The organism is Flavobacterium marginilacus (assembly GCF_026870155.1).
In the GTDB taxonomy this organism is placed as follows: Bacteria; Bacteroidota; Bacteroidia; order Flavobacteriales; family Flavobacteriaceae; genus Flavobacterium; species Flavobacterium marginilacus.
In genome coordinates, this window is record NZ_CP113975.1 from 3,042,091 (window position 1) to 3,061,106 (window position 19,016).

The 19,016-nt window shown below is 33.1% G+C and carries 9 protein-coding genes; all 9 read left to right on the forward strand.

Annotated features, from left to right (window positions below; all coding sequences use genetic code 11):
• The 9 genes from OZP07_RS13015 to OZP07_RS13055 all read left to right on the forward strand — a co-directional run bounded on the left by OZP07_RS13015 (position 1) and on the right by OZP07_RS13055 (position 19,016).
• Complete coding sequence (locus tag OZP07_RS13015) at positions 1-11,472, forward strand: RHS repeat-associated core domain-containing protein (protein ID WP_281635418.1); 11,472 nt, start codon at positions 1-3, stop codon at positions 11,470-11,472.
• A gap of 3 nt (positions 11,473-11,475) precedes the next feature.
• A complete protein-coding gene (locus tag OZP07_RS13020; RefSeq protein WP_281635419.1) occupies positions 11,476-11,967 on the forward strand; it encodes a hypothetical protein in 492 nt (163 codons plus the stop codon).
• A gap of 690 nt (positions 11,968-12,657) precedes the next feature.
• Positions 12,658-13,488 (forward strand): toxin-antitoxin system YwqK family antitoxin, encoded by an 831-nt coding sequence (locus tag OZP07_RS13025; protein ID WP_281635420.1) that lies wholly within the window; start codon positions 12,658-12,660, stop codon positions 13,486-13,488.
• Entirely contained in the window at positions 13,488-14,699 is a 1,212-nt protein-coding gene (locus OZP07_RS13030) for a hypothetical protein (RefSeq protein WP_281635421.1), read from the forward strand. Before OZP07_RS13025 ends, OZP07_RS13030 begins: the two co-directional genes overlap by 1 nt.
• On the forward strand, positions 14,674-15,021 hold the full coding sequence (locus OZP07_RS13035; protein ID WP_281635422.1) for a hypothetical protein: 348 nt from the start codon (positions 14,674-14,676) through the stop codon (positions 15,019-15,021). The genes OZP07_RS13030 and OZP07_RS13035 overlap by 26 nt, the downstream gene beginning before the upstream one ends.
• Positions 15,011-15,499: a PulJ/GspJ family protein gene (locus tag OZP07_RS13040; RefSeq protein ID WP_281635423.1), complete on the forward strand. Its 489-nt coding sequence runs from the start codon at positions 15,011-15,013 to the stop codon at positions 15,497-15,499. The genes OZP07_RS13035 and OZP07_RS13040 overlap by 11 nt, the downstream gene beginning before the upstream one ends.
• Positions 15,499-16,620: a type II secretion system F family protein gene (locus OZP07_RS13045; protein WP_281635424.1), complete on the forward strand. Its 1,122-nt coding sequence runs from the start codon at positions 15,499-15,501 to the stop codon at positions 16,618-16,620. The genes OZP07_RS13040 and OZP07_RS13045 overlap by 1 nt, the downstream gene beginning before the upstream one ends.
• 134 nt (positions 16,621-16,754) lie before the next feature.
• Positions 16,755-17,126, forward strand: a complete 372-nt coding sequence (locus tag OZP07_RS13050; RefSeq protein WP_281635425.1) for a type IV pilin protein — start codon at positions 16,755-16,757, stop codon at positions 17,124-17,126.
• Positions 17,127-17,609: 483 nt separating this feature from the next.
• Entirely contained in the window at positions 17,610-19,016 is a 1,407-nt protein-coding gene (locus OZP07_RS13055) for a GspE/PulE family protein (protein ID WP_281635426.1), read from the forward strand.

A 19,016-nucleotide genomic window follows, 5' to 3' on the forward strand; every position in this document is an offset into this window, starting at 1 on the left:
ATGTATATTAACAAATACTTAATAGCATTTGCATTTTTCTTTCTTTCATTGTTGGCATTTGCTCAGCAGGAAACCTATAAAAGTGAAAAAATAACTGGGAATCAGTTAAAAAATCAAACTACTTTATCAGTTGAAGATGGAAAGTTTAACGATATAAAGAAACAAAATATCTTTACCTCAATAAATCCAAATGTATCTATTCATTTTGGATTTAATGACGATAAAAATGATGCAGCAGAATATTCAAAAATTTATTCATGTGAAGTAGAATTAAAAGTTACTGCATATGATAATTCAGGTATAGTAACTTCATATAAAAATGTAAGTCAAGCTGCTAATATTAATTTTCCTTACCCCAATTTAATCACTTTAAAGATTAAACATGACAATGTAACTAGCGGGTTACAATTAGATGATTATGCAGTGTATGAACTTCCGGGGATTCATAAAGCAGATGTAATAATTGAATCTATTAAGTATTTTAATGAAGACGGTTCGGTTACAAGTGTCAATAATTCATCAGCATATCTTGAATTAAAATTCACCACAGATCGTTATTATAACCTGCAATTAAGCAATAGCAAATTCAGTTCTGTTCTGCCTTTAGAGCATAAACTAATAAAATACAATGAAAAAAAAGAAGAAGTTACTGTAAGCAGTGTAAGTGCTGGTGCAGAAGAAATTATCATAACCTGGCATAAAGACAATGATGCACCAGCGGTAGAATATGAACTTGAGTGGACATGGATAGATAATTTTGGTAAAGATCGCACTAAACTAGAAGCAAAAGATATTCCGCTAACTGATCAGGATTTTAAAATAAACAATACCAGAATACAAACTAAAGGCTTAATGTATAGGATTCCTATTGTATATTCAACAGGATATCTTGTTTATAGAGTAAGACCTGTTGGGCGATTTTTAGATGATATTTCTAAAAATTATTATGGAACCTGGACCTCTGGTTTTGCAGAAACGCATACAAAAGTTAGTGACTGGTCACATTATTTAGAAATTGACGAAAATCATGAAAAAGGAAATAAAAACTGGCAATATCAATCTTCATTTGCGGAAGACGGAAAGAAAAAAGAAGTAGTGAGTTACTTTGATGGTTCGTTACGAAACCGTCAAACTGTTACTAGAATAAATTCGAACAATAAGGCAGTTGTTGGCGAAGTCATTTATGATAATCAAGGCCGGGCTGCAGTAGAAGTATTACCTGTCCCTTTAGAATCTTCAGGTGTGCATTTTTATCCTAATTTAAATAAAAATAGTCAGGGAACCTCAATCTATACCCACAATGACTTTGATTGGGATAAATCCACTGACAAAGACTGTGCTCCAACTCCTATCAATAATATGTCAGACACAAGCGGAGCCAGTAAATATTATTCTGGCAATAACGATGAACAGAAGAATTATCAGGATTTAGTCCCTAAAGCGAATTTACTTCCATTCTCACAAATAGAATACACACCCGATAATACAGGACGTATCAAAAGTAAAGGCGGTGTGGGTAAAGATCATCAAATCGGATCAGGCCATGAAATGAAATACTTTTATAGTACACCTTCACAATCAGAACTAAACAGACTTTTTGGATATAAAGTAGGAGACGCTTCCCATTATAAAAAAAACATAGTCATAGATCCAAATGGTCAAACGAGTGTCAGCTATTTAGATCCACAAGGCCGAACTATTGCTACTGCACTTGCAGGAGACAGGAAAGGAAATTTAATCTCTTTGGAAGATGAATCAGATGCTGGTTTACATTTGAGAAAAACCACTAATCTATTAGTTAACAATGATAAATATGTTTCTGGAAATAATAATATAATCGAGGATGGTATTCGTCTAAATACTTCTGTCACTGTTGTAAAAAAAGACAGTATCACATTTAATTATAAATTAAATAAAACTATCGGAAGTTATAATGACAATTGTTTAACTAACAAATATTATCCTTTTGTATATGATTGGTCAATTAGTATGACTGATGATTGTGCAAATGAATTATTACACAGTTTAAAGGGAGCCGAACTATCTTCTAAGATTGGTACATTTAGCCTCAGTTCTTACACACCAACCATCTTAGATATTGAAAGTAAAAAATTTGAAGGAAAGCAGTCTAAAAATGATAATACATTCGATTTTTTGAATGAAGGTAAATATAATTTTAATAAAACCCTGCAAGTAGATACAAAGGCATTAAACGACTACGCAGATGATTATATTAAACAGCTGAAACAAGGTACAGCCTGCAAGCCAGTGATTGCACAGTTTCAAAGTGTAATTCAGGAAACGGATTGTAATGTTACCTGCAGGAGCTGTGAAGAAGCTTTGGTAACCTCAAACTTAACAAATCAATCTGATAAAGATGCTTATATATCTAAACTTCCTGCTGATGTAAATAGTCTGGGGAATAAATCCGAAAGAGAACCTTATATTATTATTGCACAAACAAAATATGTTAATGATAATCTTGCCAGCCTTCCAAATTTAGGAGAACTGTCTTCCGAAGAAAAAAATATTTACACACAGCATTATATAACTGAATTCAAAGCACTTCTTGCCAGTTGCCGGGAACTATGTCAGCAGCCTGTAAACCTTTGCAATATTAACCTGGAAACTTTACTGGCAGATATGAGTCCAAACGGACAATACGGTTCAGTTGCAGGTTTAGAAACAGACTCTGCTGCCGCAACTGATGTAGATCCTTTAAGTGTTTTTAATGACAGCAATCAATTATTGTACGGAGGTTACAAAAATACTACTGATATTGACCCCGATAATACCAATGCCAATATTTCATTAAAATCTTCAAGATATAATTGGCGAAATCCCTCTGATGGTTCTTATAAAGAAGAGAATGGTATTTCGTCAACTGTTAGAGTTGTAAAAAATGAAGAAGGTTTATATTCTCCTGCTTTGAGAACCAAAGAAACCAATGAAGCTGATTTTAAAATTGAAGATGACCCAGCCAGTGATGATCCTAATGTGTTTTTGGTTGAACCGAAATATCTGAATAATGTTTCTGATTTTTTAGCAGAGTGGAGACCAAGCTGGGCAAATTCACTATTGGCTTATCATCCAGAATACCAGTATTATATATACAATAAAGCTATTTGTGATAAAACAGATACTAATGGTACTAACTCAGATGGCTTTGATGAAACCTTAAGGGAACTCGATTATTATGATGCGGTGACGAAGCCTGTTGCAGACAATAGTATTTTTTCAGCCAATGGAAAACTTGCTAAATTACTGAATATTCAGAATACAGAAGATCCTTTCTATACTTCTCCAAATAGCATCGATATTTCGGAAGAGTTTGCCTTGCGAAAAAACATCATGAAAGAAGGCTTAGAATCTAACTTTGATGGTATGAAATTTACCAATTCACAAGGTCAGCTAGTCAGTATGAATATGCTCCAGACGGCGTATTATTTTGCAGCTTTTTCTAATGGTATCATGATCGCAAATGATTATCAAACCATTTTAAGTAAAAGCAACACTGATTTATTAAACTATATTAACAGCTCTTCAGATCTTTATTTAAAACAAAGAATCTGGTCTAATTTTAAGAGTTATTATATAGCTCTAAAAGAAAAAACTCGCACTGTTTTCGGGCATATTTATGCTCTTAAAAAACAAGGGATTAACGATTGTATTGGTAATGCAAAAAGTACTGACTCTTACACAAGTTTATTTAAAAAATATACTGGCAATTTTACAGCGGTCACAAATTTAATAAATGCTGCTATAGCTGCGCCGCCTGCTATACCTTCAGGATCAGATGGTCTTGAGCCTGTATGTTCTGATGAAACGGCTCCATTTTATCTAGCCAAAGAAAAACGTTTTGTACCAGCAGATTATAGCTATGACGCAGGATTAAGTGATCAAGAAATTTTAGCTAGTGCTAAAGCTAAAGCTGATGGTAATTTATTGCTTGAAACAGGAAAGTGTCCTTTGGCATTAGACATGGAAACCTTTTTAAAAGGCTTAACTGATCCTGCTATACAGTCAAACGGATTATTATTAAATACTAAGGCTTCAAGTATGCCGTATTTAACAGCTGGCATATTCAATGCACAAATAAACCCAGGATATGATATAAGCACGGCATCATCTTCGCCTATGATAATTGGAAAAACGGAAGGATATGATCTCACTATAGGTTTTTATAATACAACTACAGCATCGTCTGCAAGCAGTATTGCAACACCCATTACATTAAAATTTGTAAGTTTTAACCCTGCTTCAAATAGTTATACTAATCCTTGTGGCACTACACCGCAATGGGCTGATGTATCAGGTTTCAAAAACTTTCATTATATATCATACGAAGCGTCTACTAAAACGTACAAATTTAGTATTTTAGCCACAATACTTCGTAAAAATGCAACCAATACCTGCGCAACTCCCGAAGAAGTAATCGTTGAAGGGTATACCAAAGCAGCTGTTGGTGAATGTCACTTTACAGGCGGTAATGGCGTAGGCGAAACCATAGCCTCTGATGATACACAATGCAATAAAAAAGAACTTTTTAGTACGGCATTAAAAGATTTGGTACTCGATCTGCAGGAGAAAAATACATTAACTACGACACAAGATATCACCAATAATGATTTTTTTAGAACAGGTAATTTAAGTACCTATTTTGGAATTAACTCAGGCGATGTTGTAAAATGGAATTATGAAGTAGTTTCTAACGAAAGACTTTTTACTATAACTGTCAATGAAGTCGCTAGAATGAAATTAAATGCGGGTGACGCCAGTTTGAGTATTCAAAACATCAAAGACCTGTTTATTGATGTTCTAAAAGCTAACGGAAAAAGCAACATTGTACGATTAGTTACTAAAAAATTTAATGGTTTAAGATACAGGCTAGATACAAGATCCTGTACGATAACAGCAGGAAAAAACAATGCCTTATATTTTGCCTGCTGTGCACCTTGCGGCGAAAATGATTTTGATGGTGATGGATATGGAGATCTTTGCGGAGACCCTAATGCTTCTACACCTGGAACACCAGTTTGCCAGCTTAATGCTCAGGATGAAGCTGATTATGAAGAGAATTTAAAGAATGCTTTAAATGAGATCATAAATGACCCAAATCAAAATAATAGAAATATTTCAGAATTTCCACAAACTAAATATTTTAGGGATAATTCAAAATTAATTCAACATTTTCAAGCATTAAGAAGCTATAATCTTATTGCAAATAATCCTAATGGAGATGACTTTAATTCACCAATTCAAATGGGAAGTTTTCAGCATTTAATAGAAGAAAACTTAATATCAATGCAATTTGGGGATAACCAACAACATTATCTAGATGCACAAATAAATTTGAATATACCAAACGCTTTACAAATTAAAGAAATAAAATCAGTTGACATAATTAATGCAAATCTTTCTACTGCGATAGTGACTTATCTGGATAAAAATGACAGCTTAATTACTGTGAATAATATCTATATAGTAAATAAAGTATCACAAACACCTGCCCGTTATGCTGCCCCATCAAGCTTTTGTCAATTCTTGAGCAATGATTACCCTATAATTCCTACAGAACCCATTCATGTTATATCTTGCGATGATTTGTATGCTACTGATGAATTACTGTTTGAAAATGGTTTGAAAGATCTATTAAATGATCTTTTACTTCCTGGAAATCATGAAATTGATATGTTTTCAGGAAATAAAGTAACAATTGGAGTTGATAATGAGATAGGCTATAGAAATCCATCTGCTAATTCTATAATGGCTGATTTTTTAGAAAAATCTAAAATTAAACAGCGTTGGATTAATATCGTGGGGCATAGTAATGTAAATTTAGTAGCTCCAATCATATTTGATGCTTATCGTGTGTATCAAGGACAAAATTTATTAGGAATTGATTTTTCAGACTTTCCTTATTGGGGCTCAAATCAGGATTTTTATAATGGTTCTATTCGAGTTTTTGGCAATTTTATCAACATGAAGCACATTAATTCAATTGATGTCAAACCATCTACTGAATATTATTCTCTTATTGAAATTAATTATATCGACTCTGCGGGTAACACAGTAATTTCAAGAGATGGGAGACTCGATTTTCTTGTTTGGTATGTTGGAGGAGGAGGGCCATCTTCGAGTGGAGTAGCACTTAATTTATGTAATTTTTTCACACTAGGCGAACCATTAGAGCAATCAAAAACAACAAAAATTGCTTCAAAAAGTACTAGCAATTTGTATGATATCACTATGGATTCAAATGGCGTTATTACTAGACATAATAACGCTTCTACTTCAAGATTATTAACCGCTCGATCACTCTCAAATTCCGTAACAACCCTCCAAGTAGGAACTCCAAATTGTAATTCAACCTGTGTACCGCCAACAGTAGCACCAGTAATATGCGGCGATAAATGGAATGAGTTTAAAACAGGTTTAAAGGCAAAAGTACCTGACTATGAAATTCCTGCTAAATTGAAGGATGATGGAAAGTTCTTTTGTGAAGCCAATTATGGATACATCAGTACACACTATCTTGCTTATTTAGCAAAATTTAATATTACAACAGCTCAAAATCCATTATTTCTGACCATTGCAGAATTCGGCAGCACCAAACTAAAATATGGTAACGACGAAACTCCAAATGTTATTGATGCCTATTATGCTTATATCGATCAGCAAAAAACGAATACTGAAGCAGAAACCCAAAATTGGAACACTTTTGCCGATGCTTATGTAGTAAGCAACCAAATTTGTGCTCCAGCATCTATGGCGCCAACATTTAGCCTTAAAACAGAAATAGAAGATGGAACTAAAACTCCTTGCGAAATTTATAAAAAAGCTATAATTGACACCAATATTCAACAAATATCGGAGTCTTTTTATACCGATAAAAAAGAAGCTTTTAAGCAAAACTATCTTAAAGCAGCACTTGAAGGCATAAATGAAACATTAACACAAAGAGCTGTAGATAAAGAATACCAATACACGCTGTATTACTATGATCAGGCAGGAAATTTATCTCAAACCATTCCTCCACAAGGTATTGACCGATTAAAGTTAACTGATTCAGATAATGATTTTATTAATACTCTTCGAAAAGAGCAGACCGAAAATGAACTCAATACGGTTAGTGCTCTAAAAGTAGCACCTAGTCATCAAATGCAGACGCAATACCGCTACAATTCATTAAATCAATTGGTATGGCAAAAAACACCGGATGGCGGAGAAACATTCTTTGCATACGATCCCTTGGGACGAATTGTTGCGAGCCAAAATGGTAATCAGAAAAAAGATTCACAATTTAGTTACACCCGTTACGATGGTCTTGGCAGAATTACCGAAGCTGGGCAGTTTACAAAGAAAACGGATGTAGTATTGCATATAAACGACGAAGGAAGACTCGAATTTGCCAGCGGAACTCTTGTTCCTGTTGATGCAGTGGATAAAACCATTAATTACCCTTACAATATTGCAGACGAATCTGAACAGGCAACCAAAACTATTTATGACATACCTGTAAAGGATACTCAAAGCTGGTTTACCGCTTATGGTTCAGACAATACCCATAAACGGGTTACAGCCGTTTTATATTTTGATACTCTCAATAGCCAAACTCCTGTCACATCCTATGCAAATGGTATATTTTATGATTATGATGTTCATGGCAATGTAAAAGAGCTCGTACATAACATCAACAATAATAAGTCATTAAAAGATATGGGGATGGCCACCAAAAAAGTGGTATATGATTATGACTTAATCAGTGGTAATGTAAACAGAGTAACCTACCAGCCTAATAACCCAAAAGAGCAATTCATACACCGATACGAATATGATGCTGATAACAGAATTCTACAGGTTTATACCAGTAAAGACAATGTAATCTGGGAGAAAGAAGCTAATTATCTATACTATGATCACGGTCCGTTGGCACGTCTAGAAATTGGAGATAAGAAGGTTCAGGGGCTTGATTATATCTATACGCTGCAAGGCTGGTTAAAAGGTGTTAACTCCGAAAAACTGGATGCAGCCAATGATGCAGGCAAGGACGGACTGAGTGTGGCTCAAGATGCTTTTGGTTTTGCTTTAAATTATTATAAAGGTGATTATGAATCCCGTTCTGGTGTAGGTAGAGACAATGCTATTTTTAGCTTTAGCAAAGGACAGACTTTAGAGAAGGATAACAATCTGTACAATGGAAATATCAAAGAAATGGTAACTTCATTGACAGATAATAATCAGAATAATATTCCAACACAATTCAATTATTACAAATACGATCAGCTGAATAGAATCAAGGATATGACATCAAAGTCTATTTCTTCTTCTGGCAATATTTCGGATGGATACTGGTCTAATTACAGCTACGACCGAAACGGAAATCTGTACAGTCTTAATGCTGCAGCTCCTTTAAAAGGAGTGATCACTCCTATGGATAAGCTAACCTATCATTATAATACAGGCAGCAACCAATTAAGACAGGTAAACGATGCTATTGCAGCTAATACATTTACAAATGGTGATCCAAATGATACCTCATTGGATATTGACAACCAGACTGACGAAGAAAACTACGAATACGACTCTATAGGTCAGCTCACACATGATAAACAAGAAGGAATACTTGTTGACTGGCGTGTAGATGGCAAAGTAAAATCGGTTACTAAAGATAACGGAACAGTTATTAGTTTTGAATATGATGGTCTAGGAAACCGAATTGCAAAAACTGTAACTGCCGGTACAAAAACAACCACAACTTACTACGAGCGCGATGCTCAAGGGAATGTTTTGAGCACCTACGAAATGATCAAACAAGGTAACCAAACTACTTACTATCTTGTAGAACAGGACATTTATGGCAGCAGCCGTCTTGGAGTTGAAAAACGCAGAACACAAATCAGTGCAACTGTAGCACAAGCACAGCAGCTCAGGATGAGTGCTTCATCAAGTAAACTTTTAGTAAATGAGGAACCTACTGCATTAACTGCAGCAACGGCTGTTACTACTCAATCAGGTTTGAATTTTATAAGTACATCAAATAGTGCAAATTGGGTAGAGAAACCAGAAAACACAATCAATTTATTTGACAATTTAACACAAAAAACTAAATCAATAGTATTAACCGGACATCTTAAAATTGATCCAGCCAATACTGGTGTCAATCTAATTGCAGCCTTACATGGAACCTCGAAAGAAGGTGACTCGTGGCCTGGCGATCATTCTGTTGCTTTTTTAAGTTCAGTTTTATTATCTGTCCAAAAAGATAACACTGGCACTGGTGGATATACACCTGTGGTTTCGTTAATTAAATACCGAAGAGATCACAACCATTATTATATTTGGAAAAAATTGAAAAAGAGAGATCGTTATTCATTCAGAAGTAATAAATACACTACAGAATATAAAATTGTCTCACCTCCTATTCCTGAAAATGAATGGGATATAAAAACCGAGATTACACAAAGTAACAATTCTAATGCAGATTACAATGTAATTATTACTGTAAACGGAAACGTTTATACAACAGTTGCGGGTACTACTATACCTGAATTTAATGGCGCTGAAAACAAGGGCATGGAAAAAGGAGCAGATGAACTTAACATTCATCTGCCTAATAATAGTCTAGGTTATACCGAAATCAATTATCGTCCAGATAACGAAAAAGACAGTACCAAAAAATACCCTGGACTAATCAATGAAATGTGTGATTTTGGATACACCATTAATAATGGTCAGCAAAAAGAAGAAATTCTAACCAATAATTTTAGCTTAGATGAAGGAATTGGTGCAAGTCAAGCTAGCTCTTCTACCGGACATAGTATGACATTAAGTACTGGTCTTCAATTTGCAGAAACGTATTGCGGTTCTAAAGAGGGGGATAAAGACGGAGATGGTGTAAAAGATATTCTTGATAACTGCCCGAATACCTTTAACCCAGGACAGGAAGATGACGATGGTGATGGCGTTGGAAACGTATGTGATAATTGCAGTTTAATTGCCAATGGCAAATTACAAGAATCCATACCAGGTGTTGGCAATCAGTTGGACTCTGATGGAGATGGCATAGGTGATGCTTGTGATAATTGCAAAAATAATGCTAACTTTGACCAAGCTGACAATGATGTTGACGAAAACGGCGCATCAAAACCGGATGGTATTGGAGATGTTTGTGACAATTGCAGAACCATTTACAATCCAGGCCAGGAAGATACCAACAACAATGGTATTGGAGATCTTTGCGAAGGCTTGGCTCAAGGAAAAGGAACTGAAGCTGTTGCTGCAGAGCCAAGTGCATTTTATCGTTTTGTAGGAGACAAACAATATGAATTATCGAACCACTTAGGTAACGTTCTTTCGGTAATTTCAGATCGCAGTCTTTTCTCTCAAGATCATTTTACAGCAGACGTTCTTAGTTATTCTGATTATTATCCTTTTGGGATGCTCGTGCCAAACCGCCACGGGTCAACGCCAGCCTACCGTTACGGCTTCCAAGGTCAGGAAATGGACAACGAAATTAAAGGTGAAGGGAATTCTTTGAATTATGAATTTAGAATGCACGACCCGAGGATTGGTAGATTCTTTGCGGTGGATCCTTTAGCTAAAGATTATCCATGGAATTCACCTTATTCATTCACTGAAAATGATCCTATTAATTTTGTTGATTTAGAAGGTCTAGAAAAATCTCCTACTGCTGCGCAAATGACTCAAGTAATATCAAAAGCAGCAAGATTAGGAATGTCAACAGGAAGGGATTTATTGATTTTTACAATAGGATATGGAGAGTCTATAATGAATGCAAATTCAATTGGAGCTTTTGATGCATATAAGGGATTTACAAGTACTGAAACTATTCATAAATTTGCAAGTATAAGAGATCAAAGGATATATACTGCTGGTAGAATAACTGGTGATGTAGCAGCAATGTTACAAGGAGGAAATCAAGTCAATTTTGGTGGAGGACTGGCATTAACCACAGGAGGAGAAACGTTTGGTGCAGGAGCTATAGCTGGAGGAGCAGTTGCGTTGCATGGTGCAGGAGTAGGTATAACAGCAGAATTAGATTTACTTAAACGAGGAGCAAGATTCCTTAGTATGTCAAATGATTTGAATGATAAAGGAAGTAGTGAGGGTAATTCCAATAGTAATTCTTCTGATTCCAAAGAACCTGCTCCTCTTAAACCAGAAGCAAAATACAATGGCAGTAAAAAACATGGTGTTAGTTGGAAAGAAGGATTAGCTACTGCTAAAAAAACAAATTTACCACAAGGTCAATGGAGTAAGTCTGATTTAGATTTTGCAGGAAAAAAAGCTGCTACTCTTAAAAGTGGCGAAGGAGGCTATTTCGAATTGCCATCTGGAAGTACATCAACAGTTAATATGCCCGATGGTAGCGTAAAAAAAGCTACAGATATTTGGGTAAGAAATAACGGAACAGGAACTTTTCATGGTTATCCATTAATAAAAGAATAAATTATGTCATTCAAAATACAAATAAGTAATCCAGAAGTATTAAATATTTTAGATGTTGACGTTTTAAGCATTGAAGATGCAATTGAAGCAATATTTCCACTTGAAACAGAGTATGCATTTATAGAGTGGAATTACATCTATATACCATTGTCTTATAAATATGATATTTCATTAATGATTAACGATTTTATAAAAATATACATTTTTTTAAATGATAAAAATTCTAATTATCTTGAAATTCATTGGTCTTCTAATACGTTTGCAAGCATCTGGATTCTATCTAAAGAATCAAATAATATTAATATCAAATCAAATTGGAATAATGTTTTAGGTCAATTAAAAAATTTATTAAATGAGAATAACGAAATATTAATAAATAATTATGATTTTAAAAGAGAAATAGGAGTTATGATAAAGTTTATAAAAAACTCTTTAGATGGTGTGGGCTATAATTCTTTAAATATTGAAGATTGGAATACTTTCCCGACGTTCTAGATATGCAATAAATATCTTTTTACGGCTAACGTAGAAAGCCCCTATGGATCGGATATATCAAATACAAAGTAAAGGCAGAAAACGCAATCGCTCGGATATGTAATAAATTTCTCGGTACGGATAGCGCTGAATTGCATTCCGTGCCCACACAGTTGAGCAAACAAAACAAGTTAAAAAGCTACATACTTGAAAAGGTGTAGCTTTTTTGTTTTAAAGAGAAATTGTTTTGTTAGATTTGTTTTAGTTGCCAATTGGAGCGGGCACAGAATGCAATTCTGCGCTATCAGCTACTCGTTGTACATATCCCGATCGCTCAGATATGCAATAAATGTCCTTTTACTGATAACAGAATTGCATTCTGTACCCACAAAGTTCAGCAGACAAAGCGTATAAAACAAAAAAGCAACTCATAACTATGTTGCTTTTGTTGTTTAAAATTATGACGATGACGCCTGCTATAATTGCAAAAATAATGCTGTCTTCAATCCATTAGGCTATTCCAATCAGTCGTTCCTTCTTCCGTTTCATACTCCACTGGTCAGTATAACAACTGTCAACTAATACGTTTAAGTTTTTTGATAGCAAACCGTTATTTTAATAAATAATTAGTCCTACCAAACGTACAAAATATTTTGTAAGATAATAAAAAAAAACTACCTTGCGAGTGTTTATAAAACAAAACAAATTTCCTTGAAAACAACTATTTTTCCTCGCTTAATTATATTCTTTTCTACCTTTATTCTAGTTTCTTTTACAGACCCTTATACCATAAAAAGAATTTCAGACAAAGATTTCAGATATGAATTTTATACTACCAATAAAAAAATAAATCCTAACGAAAATAAAACCTATTATTGGTTCAAAGGAGGATTAATTCACAGTTCTCAAGCAGGAATGGCCGGTGAACTGCTTCATGATAAATTTACAAAAATGTATCATAGCAATCAATTAGCAGAACAAGGTGAATTTAAAAATGGCCTTCGGGTGGGCGAATGGAAAACCTGGCACCCTAATGGTGTACTGTCTTCAACTCAAACCTGGAAAAGTGGTTTGCGTTCAGGAAAATATTTCAGTTATAATGAAAATGGTGTCATGGTTGAAAACGGCAAATACAGTTCGGATCTCAAAACCGGAAAATGGACTAATGCCGAAACTAAACAGATCATTACCTATAAAAAAGGCATAATTATAAAGAAAAGACCAAATTATACAAAATCTGAGAAATACTTACTGAAACAAGAAAGCATTAAATTAGAAAAAAACGAAATAGACCAAAAAGAATTAGAAATAGCTTCTGATGCTGTTAAACTTGCAGCTTATAAATCAAAAGCTAAAGAAGAAAAGGAAAAAGCTAAAGAAAAAGCCAAAAAGGACAAAGAAGCTGAAGCTTTAGTAAGAAAAGCCGAAAGAGAAAAACAGAAAGAAGTAAAGAAAAAATCCAAAAATGAGCCTAAAAAAGATTCAAAAATAGAAGCTTTCTTTAAAAAACTTTTTAAGAGAAAAAATAAAACTGCTAAATAATGGTAAAAGCTCACAGTTTACTGTATGCCATTTATATTTGTCTAATTGTATCCATCATTTGCGGAGCACTGTTATATTTTTCTAATCTATACAATCAGCTCAACCTTTATTACAACTTACAAGAGGAACTTTATATCCAGAATCAATCCGTTGTCAATTTCGCTTTAGGAAATAAAACGGTGCCATCTGAAATAGAAAAAGATGAAAATTCAGGTATTGAAGGCAGTTATGAAACAAAAAATCATGGGCTTTTAGCGCTGATTTTAGCGAAATCCTATATTGGAAACGATACGGTAGCTTCTGTACATTTTGTTGGTACACATACTACCGACAATACTGCAATTTATCTTTCTAATTTATCCAAATCTCTTTTTTATTCGGGAAAAGTAAAACTGATAGGCAATAATCAGTTACCAAGTACCTTTATTGAAACATCATATATCAACAACAGCCTAAATCAACTTGTTGCAGAAGGAAAAAGAAGTCTTTCGGAACCACAATTGCCCATAATCAATCCTAATTTTCAAAAAATATTCAAAGGAATATCATCAGAGAAAATCAAATTATCTGATGTAGAAAGACCGATGGATTCTTTGTATTACAATTCTTTTTTTAATCCCACCAAAGAAATACAGGTAAAATCGAATTTGGCCAATATTATTTTCAAAGGCAATTTTATCTTACGATCAGAAGATTCAATTCGGGTTAAAAAAAACACAGTCCTTGAAGATGTTATTTTAATAGCACCAAAAATAACTTTTGAAGAAGGTTTTAAAGGAACCGTACAGGCATTTGCAACAAAAGAAATAGAAATAGAACAAAAAGTAACGCTAAACTACCCTTCCGTTATTTGTCTATATAATGAAACACCCGAAGTAAGCAAAATAAAAATAAAGAAAGAATCTCAAATAACTGGAGCTGTCATTCTATTTGGAAGTTCAATAGAAATGATTGACAAAAACAGTATTGAAATAGATGAAGATAGTTTAGTCATTGGAGATTTGTATTGTACTGGAAAACTGATGCTAAAAAGTAATGTGTACGGTTCTGTTTATACTAATCGTTTTTTTCTAAAAACAACTTCTTCTTCTTATGACAATATGATTAGTGATATTGAAATAAATACAAATAAACGTCCAGATTATTTTATTTCGATTCCATTGTTTAACACTCAAAAAACAGCTTATGGTGTTATCAAAAAGGTATTATAAGTTGCCCGCCAATTCTATATTAGAATCGGTTATTGCTTTAACAATTATTTCAATATGCCTGTATTTTGCTGTACTTATTTTTGCTTCAGTATACACTCCAAAAACCACAGCTAAATTTTACAGCACACAGAATCGGGTAAATGAGTTTTTTTATTTAAAAGAATTACAAAGTGATTCATTAGCTAACGAAAATGAAGATCAGAATCTTTTAATTGAAGAAGAAGACATTAATGATGACCTGAAAAAAATTTCAATTGATTATAAAGACAGCTTACAATTTAAGTTTAAAAAAAGTTTCTATGTTCAAAAAAATGCACAATAACAGCGTATCAGTTCCTGCATTTTCTATCACAGAAGCTGTTGTAGGAATGGCTATAACAGCTATTATTATGGGGATACTATTTGTCATTTTTTCGATAATTACGGGAAGAATGTTAGATTTTAAAAATCAAAATCAATTAGTTAATGATTTAAATCGATTAACCTATAGCTTAAACAAAGATATCTTTGAAAAAGAAAAAATGATCGTTTTACCAAATGAAATTTATTTTAATGGGTACGCGGGAGAAAAAATTCATTACCAGTTTTCAGACGATTATATTTTAAGAAACAGCGAGACTTTTGTAGACACTTTCCGAATCAGGTTGAACAAAATGGATATGGATACTGTAAAAAATAAATCGGGGCAGTTTGTTTTCCAAAAAATTAAATTAAATATAGAATCGAATGAAAAAAAATTGGATCTAAGATTTTACAAAAGATTGTATCCTAATGAATTATTAAAAAGCATACAAAAATAATGAGTCTTGATTTAAGTACATACAAAACACCAAAGTCTGAGAAAAAAGATTTTAAAATTGAAACTGACCTTTTTCAATTCACTAAAAAACTTTCTGACAAAAAAAAGGAGATTTTTTATAGAGAATTAGGCATGCTTTTAAAATCCGGTGTCGATTTTAAAAAAGCATTGGAAATTCTCAGCAACCAATCAGCTAATAAATTTGAAAAGGAAATTATTATTCAAATCAAAGAAAAAGTAATTGAGGGAAGAAGTATTTATGAATCAATGCGGGAAAGCAATCAATTCTCAGCTTATGAATATTACAGTATCCAAATTGGTGAAGAAACGAGGAAACTAGAAGATGTATTGGGAGAACTGCAAAAATATTTCAATCGAAAAATACAGATGAAAAGGCAGATTATTTCAGTAATGACCTACCCTGCTATCGTTATGCTGGTTACGATATTGGTACTTTATTTTATGCTGAATAAAGTGGTGCCGATGTTTAGCTCGGTCTTTAAACAATTTGGGAGTGAACTGCCAAAAAGCACTCAGATTATTTTAAAAATATCAAATCATTCGGGAATGCTGTTTTCTATTGTAACTGGAATTATAATTGGTCTTGCAGTGCTTCATATACTGTTAAAAGAAAAGGAAAGTTATCGTGCATTCACTTCACAAATGGTTTTAAAAATACCCTATTTCGGAAATCTGATTCGTAAAATTTACATTTCCCGTTTTTGCCAAGCCATGAATTTATTAATAACTTCAAGAACAACACTTATCAATTCATTGTCTTTAACTGCAAAAATGATAAGTTTTTATCCTATTGAAGCTGCTATTTATCAAATAAAAGAAGACATTACAAGGGGAGCGTCCTTAAATGAAAGTTTAAAAAAACACGCTGTATTTGAAAACAAAATGGTTTCAATGGTTGAAGTAGCTGAACAAGTAAACCAATTGGAAATTATGTTTGAAAGATTAACGGAACAATATAATGAAGAAATAAGCCATCAAACCAAGATGATTGGAGTCATTTTAGAGCCCATGATTATTATTGTAATTGGAGCAATTGTAGGTGTAATTATGGTTTCTATGTATGCCCCAATGTTTGACTTAAGTAAAATAATAAATAAATAGTAATTTATTGGATTCAATTTGTATTTTTGCGCAGTTAATTAATATTTTTTAACAAAAAAAACAACACATGCATGTTTAATAACGTCAGAAAAAGTTATAAAAATTTTAGAAACCTAACAGTAAAGGCCTATTCATTGACTGAAATTTTAATAGTTCTTTGTATTATAGGAATACTCCTACTTATGGTCTTGCCAAACCAAACTTCGGTAATTGGTCAAGCTAAAGCAATTGAAGCACAAGCAATGCTTAATCAAGTTTATGGCTTAGAAAAGAGCTATTTTTATAGACATTCTAAATACTCCGGCAATTTAGAAGAAATTGGTTTTGAACAAGAAAAAACTGTTGATGAAGGCGGGCAGGCTGTTTATAAAATTGAAATCCTTGAGGCTTCAAATGATTCCTTTTCTGCCAGAGCCACTGCAGTCTCTGATTTAGATAGTGACGGAAGTTTTAATACTTGGGAAATTGACAGCAAAAAATTACTAACCGAGGTAACAAAAGAATAAATTGAGAATAGCATCAGCAATTTTATTAATCACTTTAGTAATTATTTTTATTCAGGACTGGAAATACAGAAAAATACACATAATCCTTCCTTTAATAATTTTCATTACATCCTATTTGATGATTGCTGTGAAAAAATACAGCTTATTAGAAATAGTGCTTTTTAATGTCTTGTTCTTTTTAGTCACACTATCTATCTTGACAATTTACATGAGCTTAAAATCAAAAAAAAATCTAAATCCGTTCCTGCATTATTTTGGATTAGGTGATTTTCTTTTTTACATTGCAATTACGCCGTTATTTTTACTTCGCAACTATGTTTTATTTTTTATTCTATCACTACTTTTCGCAATTAGTATGCAATTTGGGTTAAAAAAATTCATAAAGGAACAGACTGTTCCCTTAGCTGGATTTGCAGCCTTATTTTTATTCATTATACTAATGAAAGACAGCTTTTTGGTCTTTCAAAAAATGACTTTATTATAATGGCTCAAGATATTTTAATTCCTTCCGAACTTCAGCACACAATTTCTAATGATTTAGCTAATCAATATAGAATATTGCCCAAGCAGCTATTTGAAAATACCCTAGAGTTATATATTGATAATTCTGGCAGCAACGAAGATTCGAAAGACGAATTAGAACTATTTCTGGGGAAAAATATTGTTTTTTATCCGATAGATAATATAGAGATGGATAAAGCATTATCTATTTATTACCGAAAAGAAAGAACTGCAAACACAAATAAATCATTAAATGTAGAAAAAAATGATTTTCTTGAGAATCTATTAAATGAAGCAAAATCATTAAAATGCAGCGACATTCATTTTGAAATTTATGAAAACTCTTCTCGAATCCGATTTAGAATTGATGGTCAATTGATTGAGCGATATAAAATAGAGCAGGATAATTATCTTGAATTAGTCAATAAAGTAAAAATCAAAGCAAAATTAAATATAACTGAAAAAAGGCTGCCACAGGATGGAAGAATAACAAACGAATCTTTTGACATAAGAGTTTCAGTTCTGCCAACTTTATTTGGTGAAAAAATTGTAATGCGTTTATTAGGCCAAGATGCATCCAATATTGATTTGAGTACTTTAGGGCTTCAAAAAGAAGAATTGGATAGTTACTTGGAAGCGGTAAAAAAACCTAACGGTATCATTCTCATTAGCGGACCTACTGGTTCTGGAAAAACTACAACACTATACGCAACTTTAAGACTGCTAAATGATAATCGGAGAAATATTGTAACGGTTGAAGATCCAATTGAATATACTTTAAAAGGAATAAATCAAGTACAGCTAAAGGAAGATATTGGGCTTACTTTTTCATCGGCTTTAAAATCTTTTTTGCGTCAAGACCCTGATATCATTATGTTAGGGGAGATTCGAGATTCCGAGACGGCTCTAATGGCAATTAGAGCCTCATTGACAGGACATTTGGTTTTATCCACAATACATACCAATTCGGCTATTGGAACAATTTCGAGATTAATTGATATGGGAGTTCCCTCCTATTTAATTGCTGAAACTTTGAATGTATCCGTAGCACAGCGGTTAGTTCGCAAGCTTTGTAATAATTGCAAAAAAGAAACTGCATGTAATCCTAAAGACTTTCCATTGAATTTTAAATTTCCATATGAAGTTTTATCTTATTTCAAACCAGCTGGATGCAATCAATGTTTTCACACCGGATATAAAGGCCGAACTGCAATCTATGAAGTTTTAAATATAAACCAGCAAATTGCAGAAACAATAAAAAATAATACAATCACAAAATTATATGCTAATGACAAAAATTATAAATCACTGCCTGAAAAAGCTTTTGAAATTTTAGCACAAGGAGAAACTTCACTAGAAGAAATATATTCAACTTTAATAAACATATAA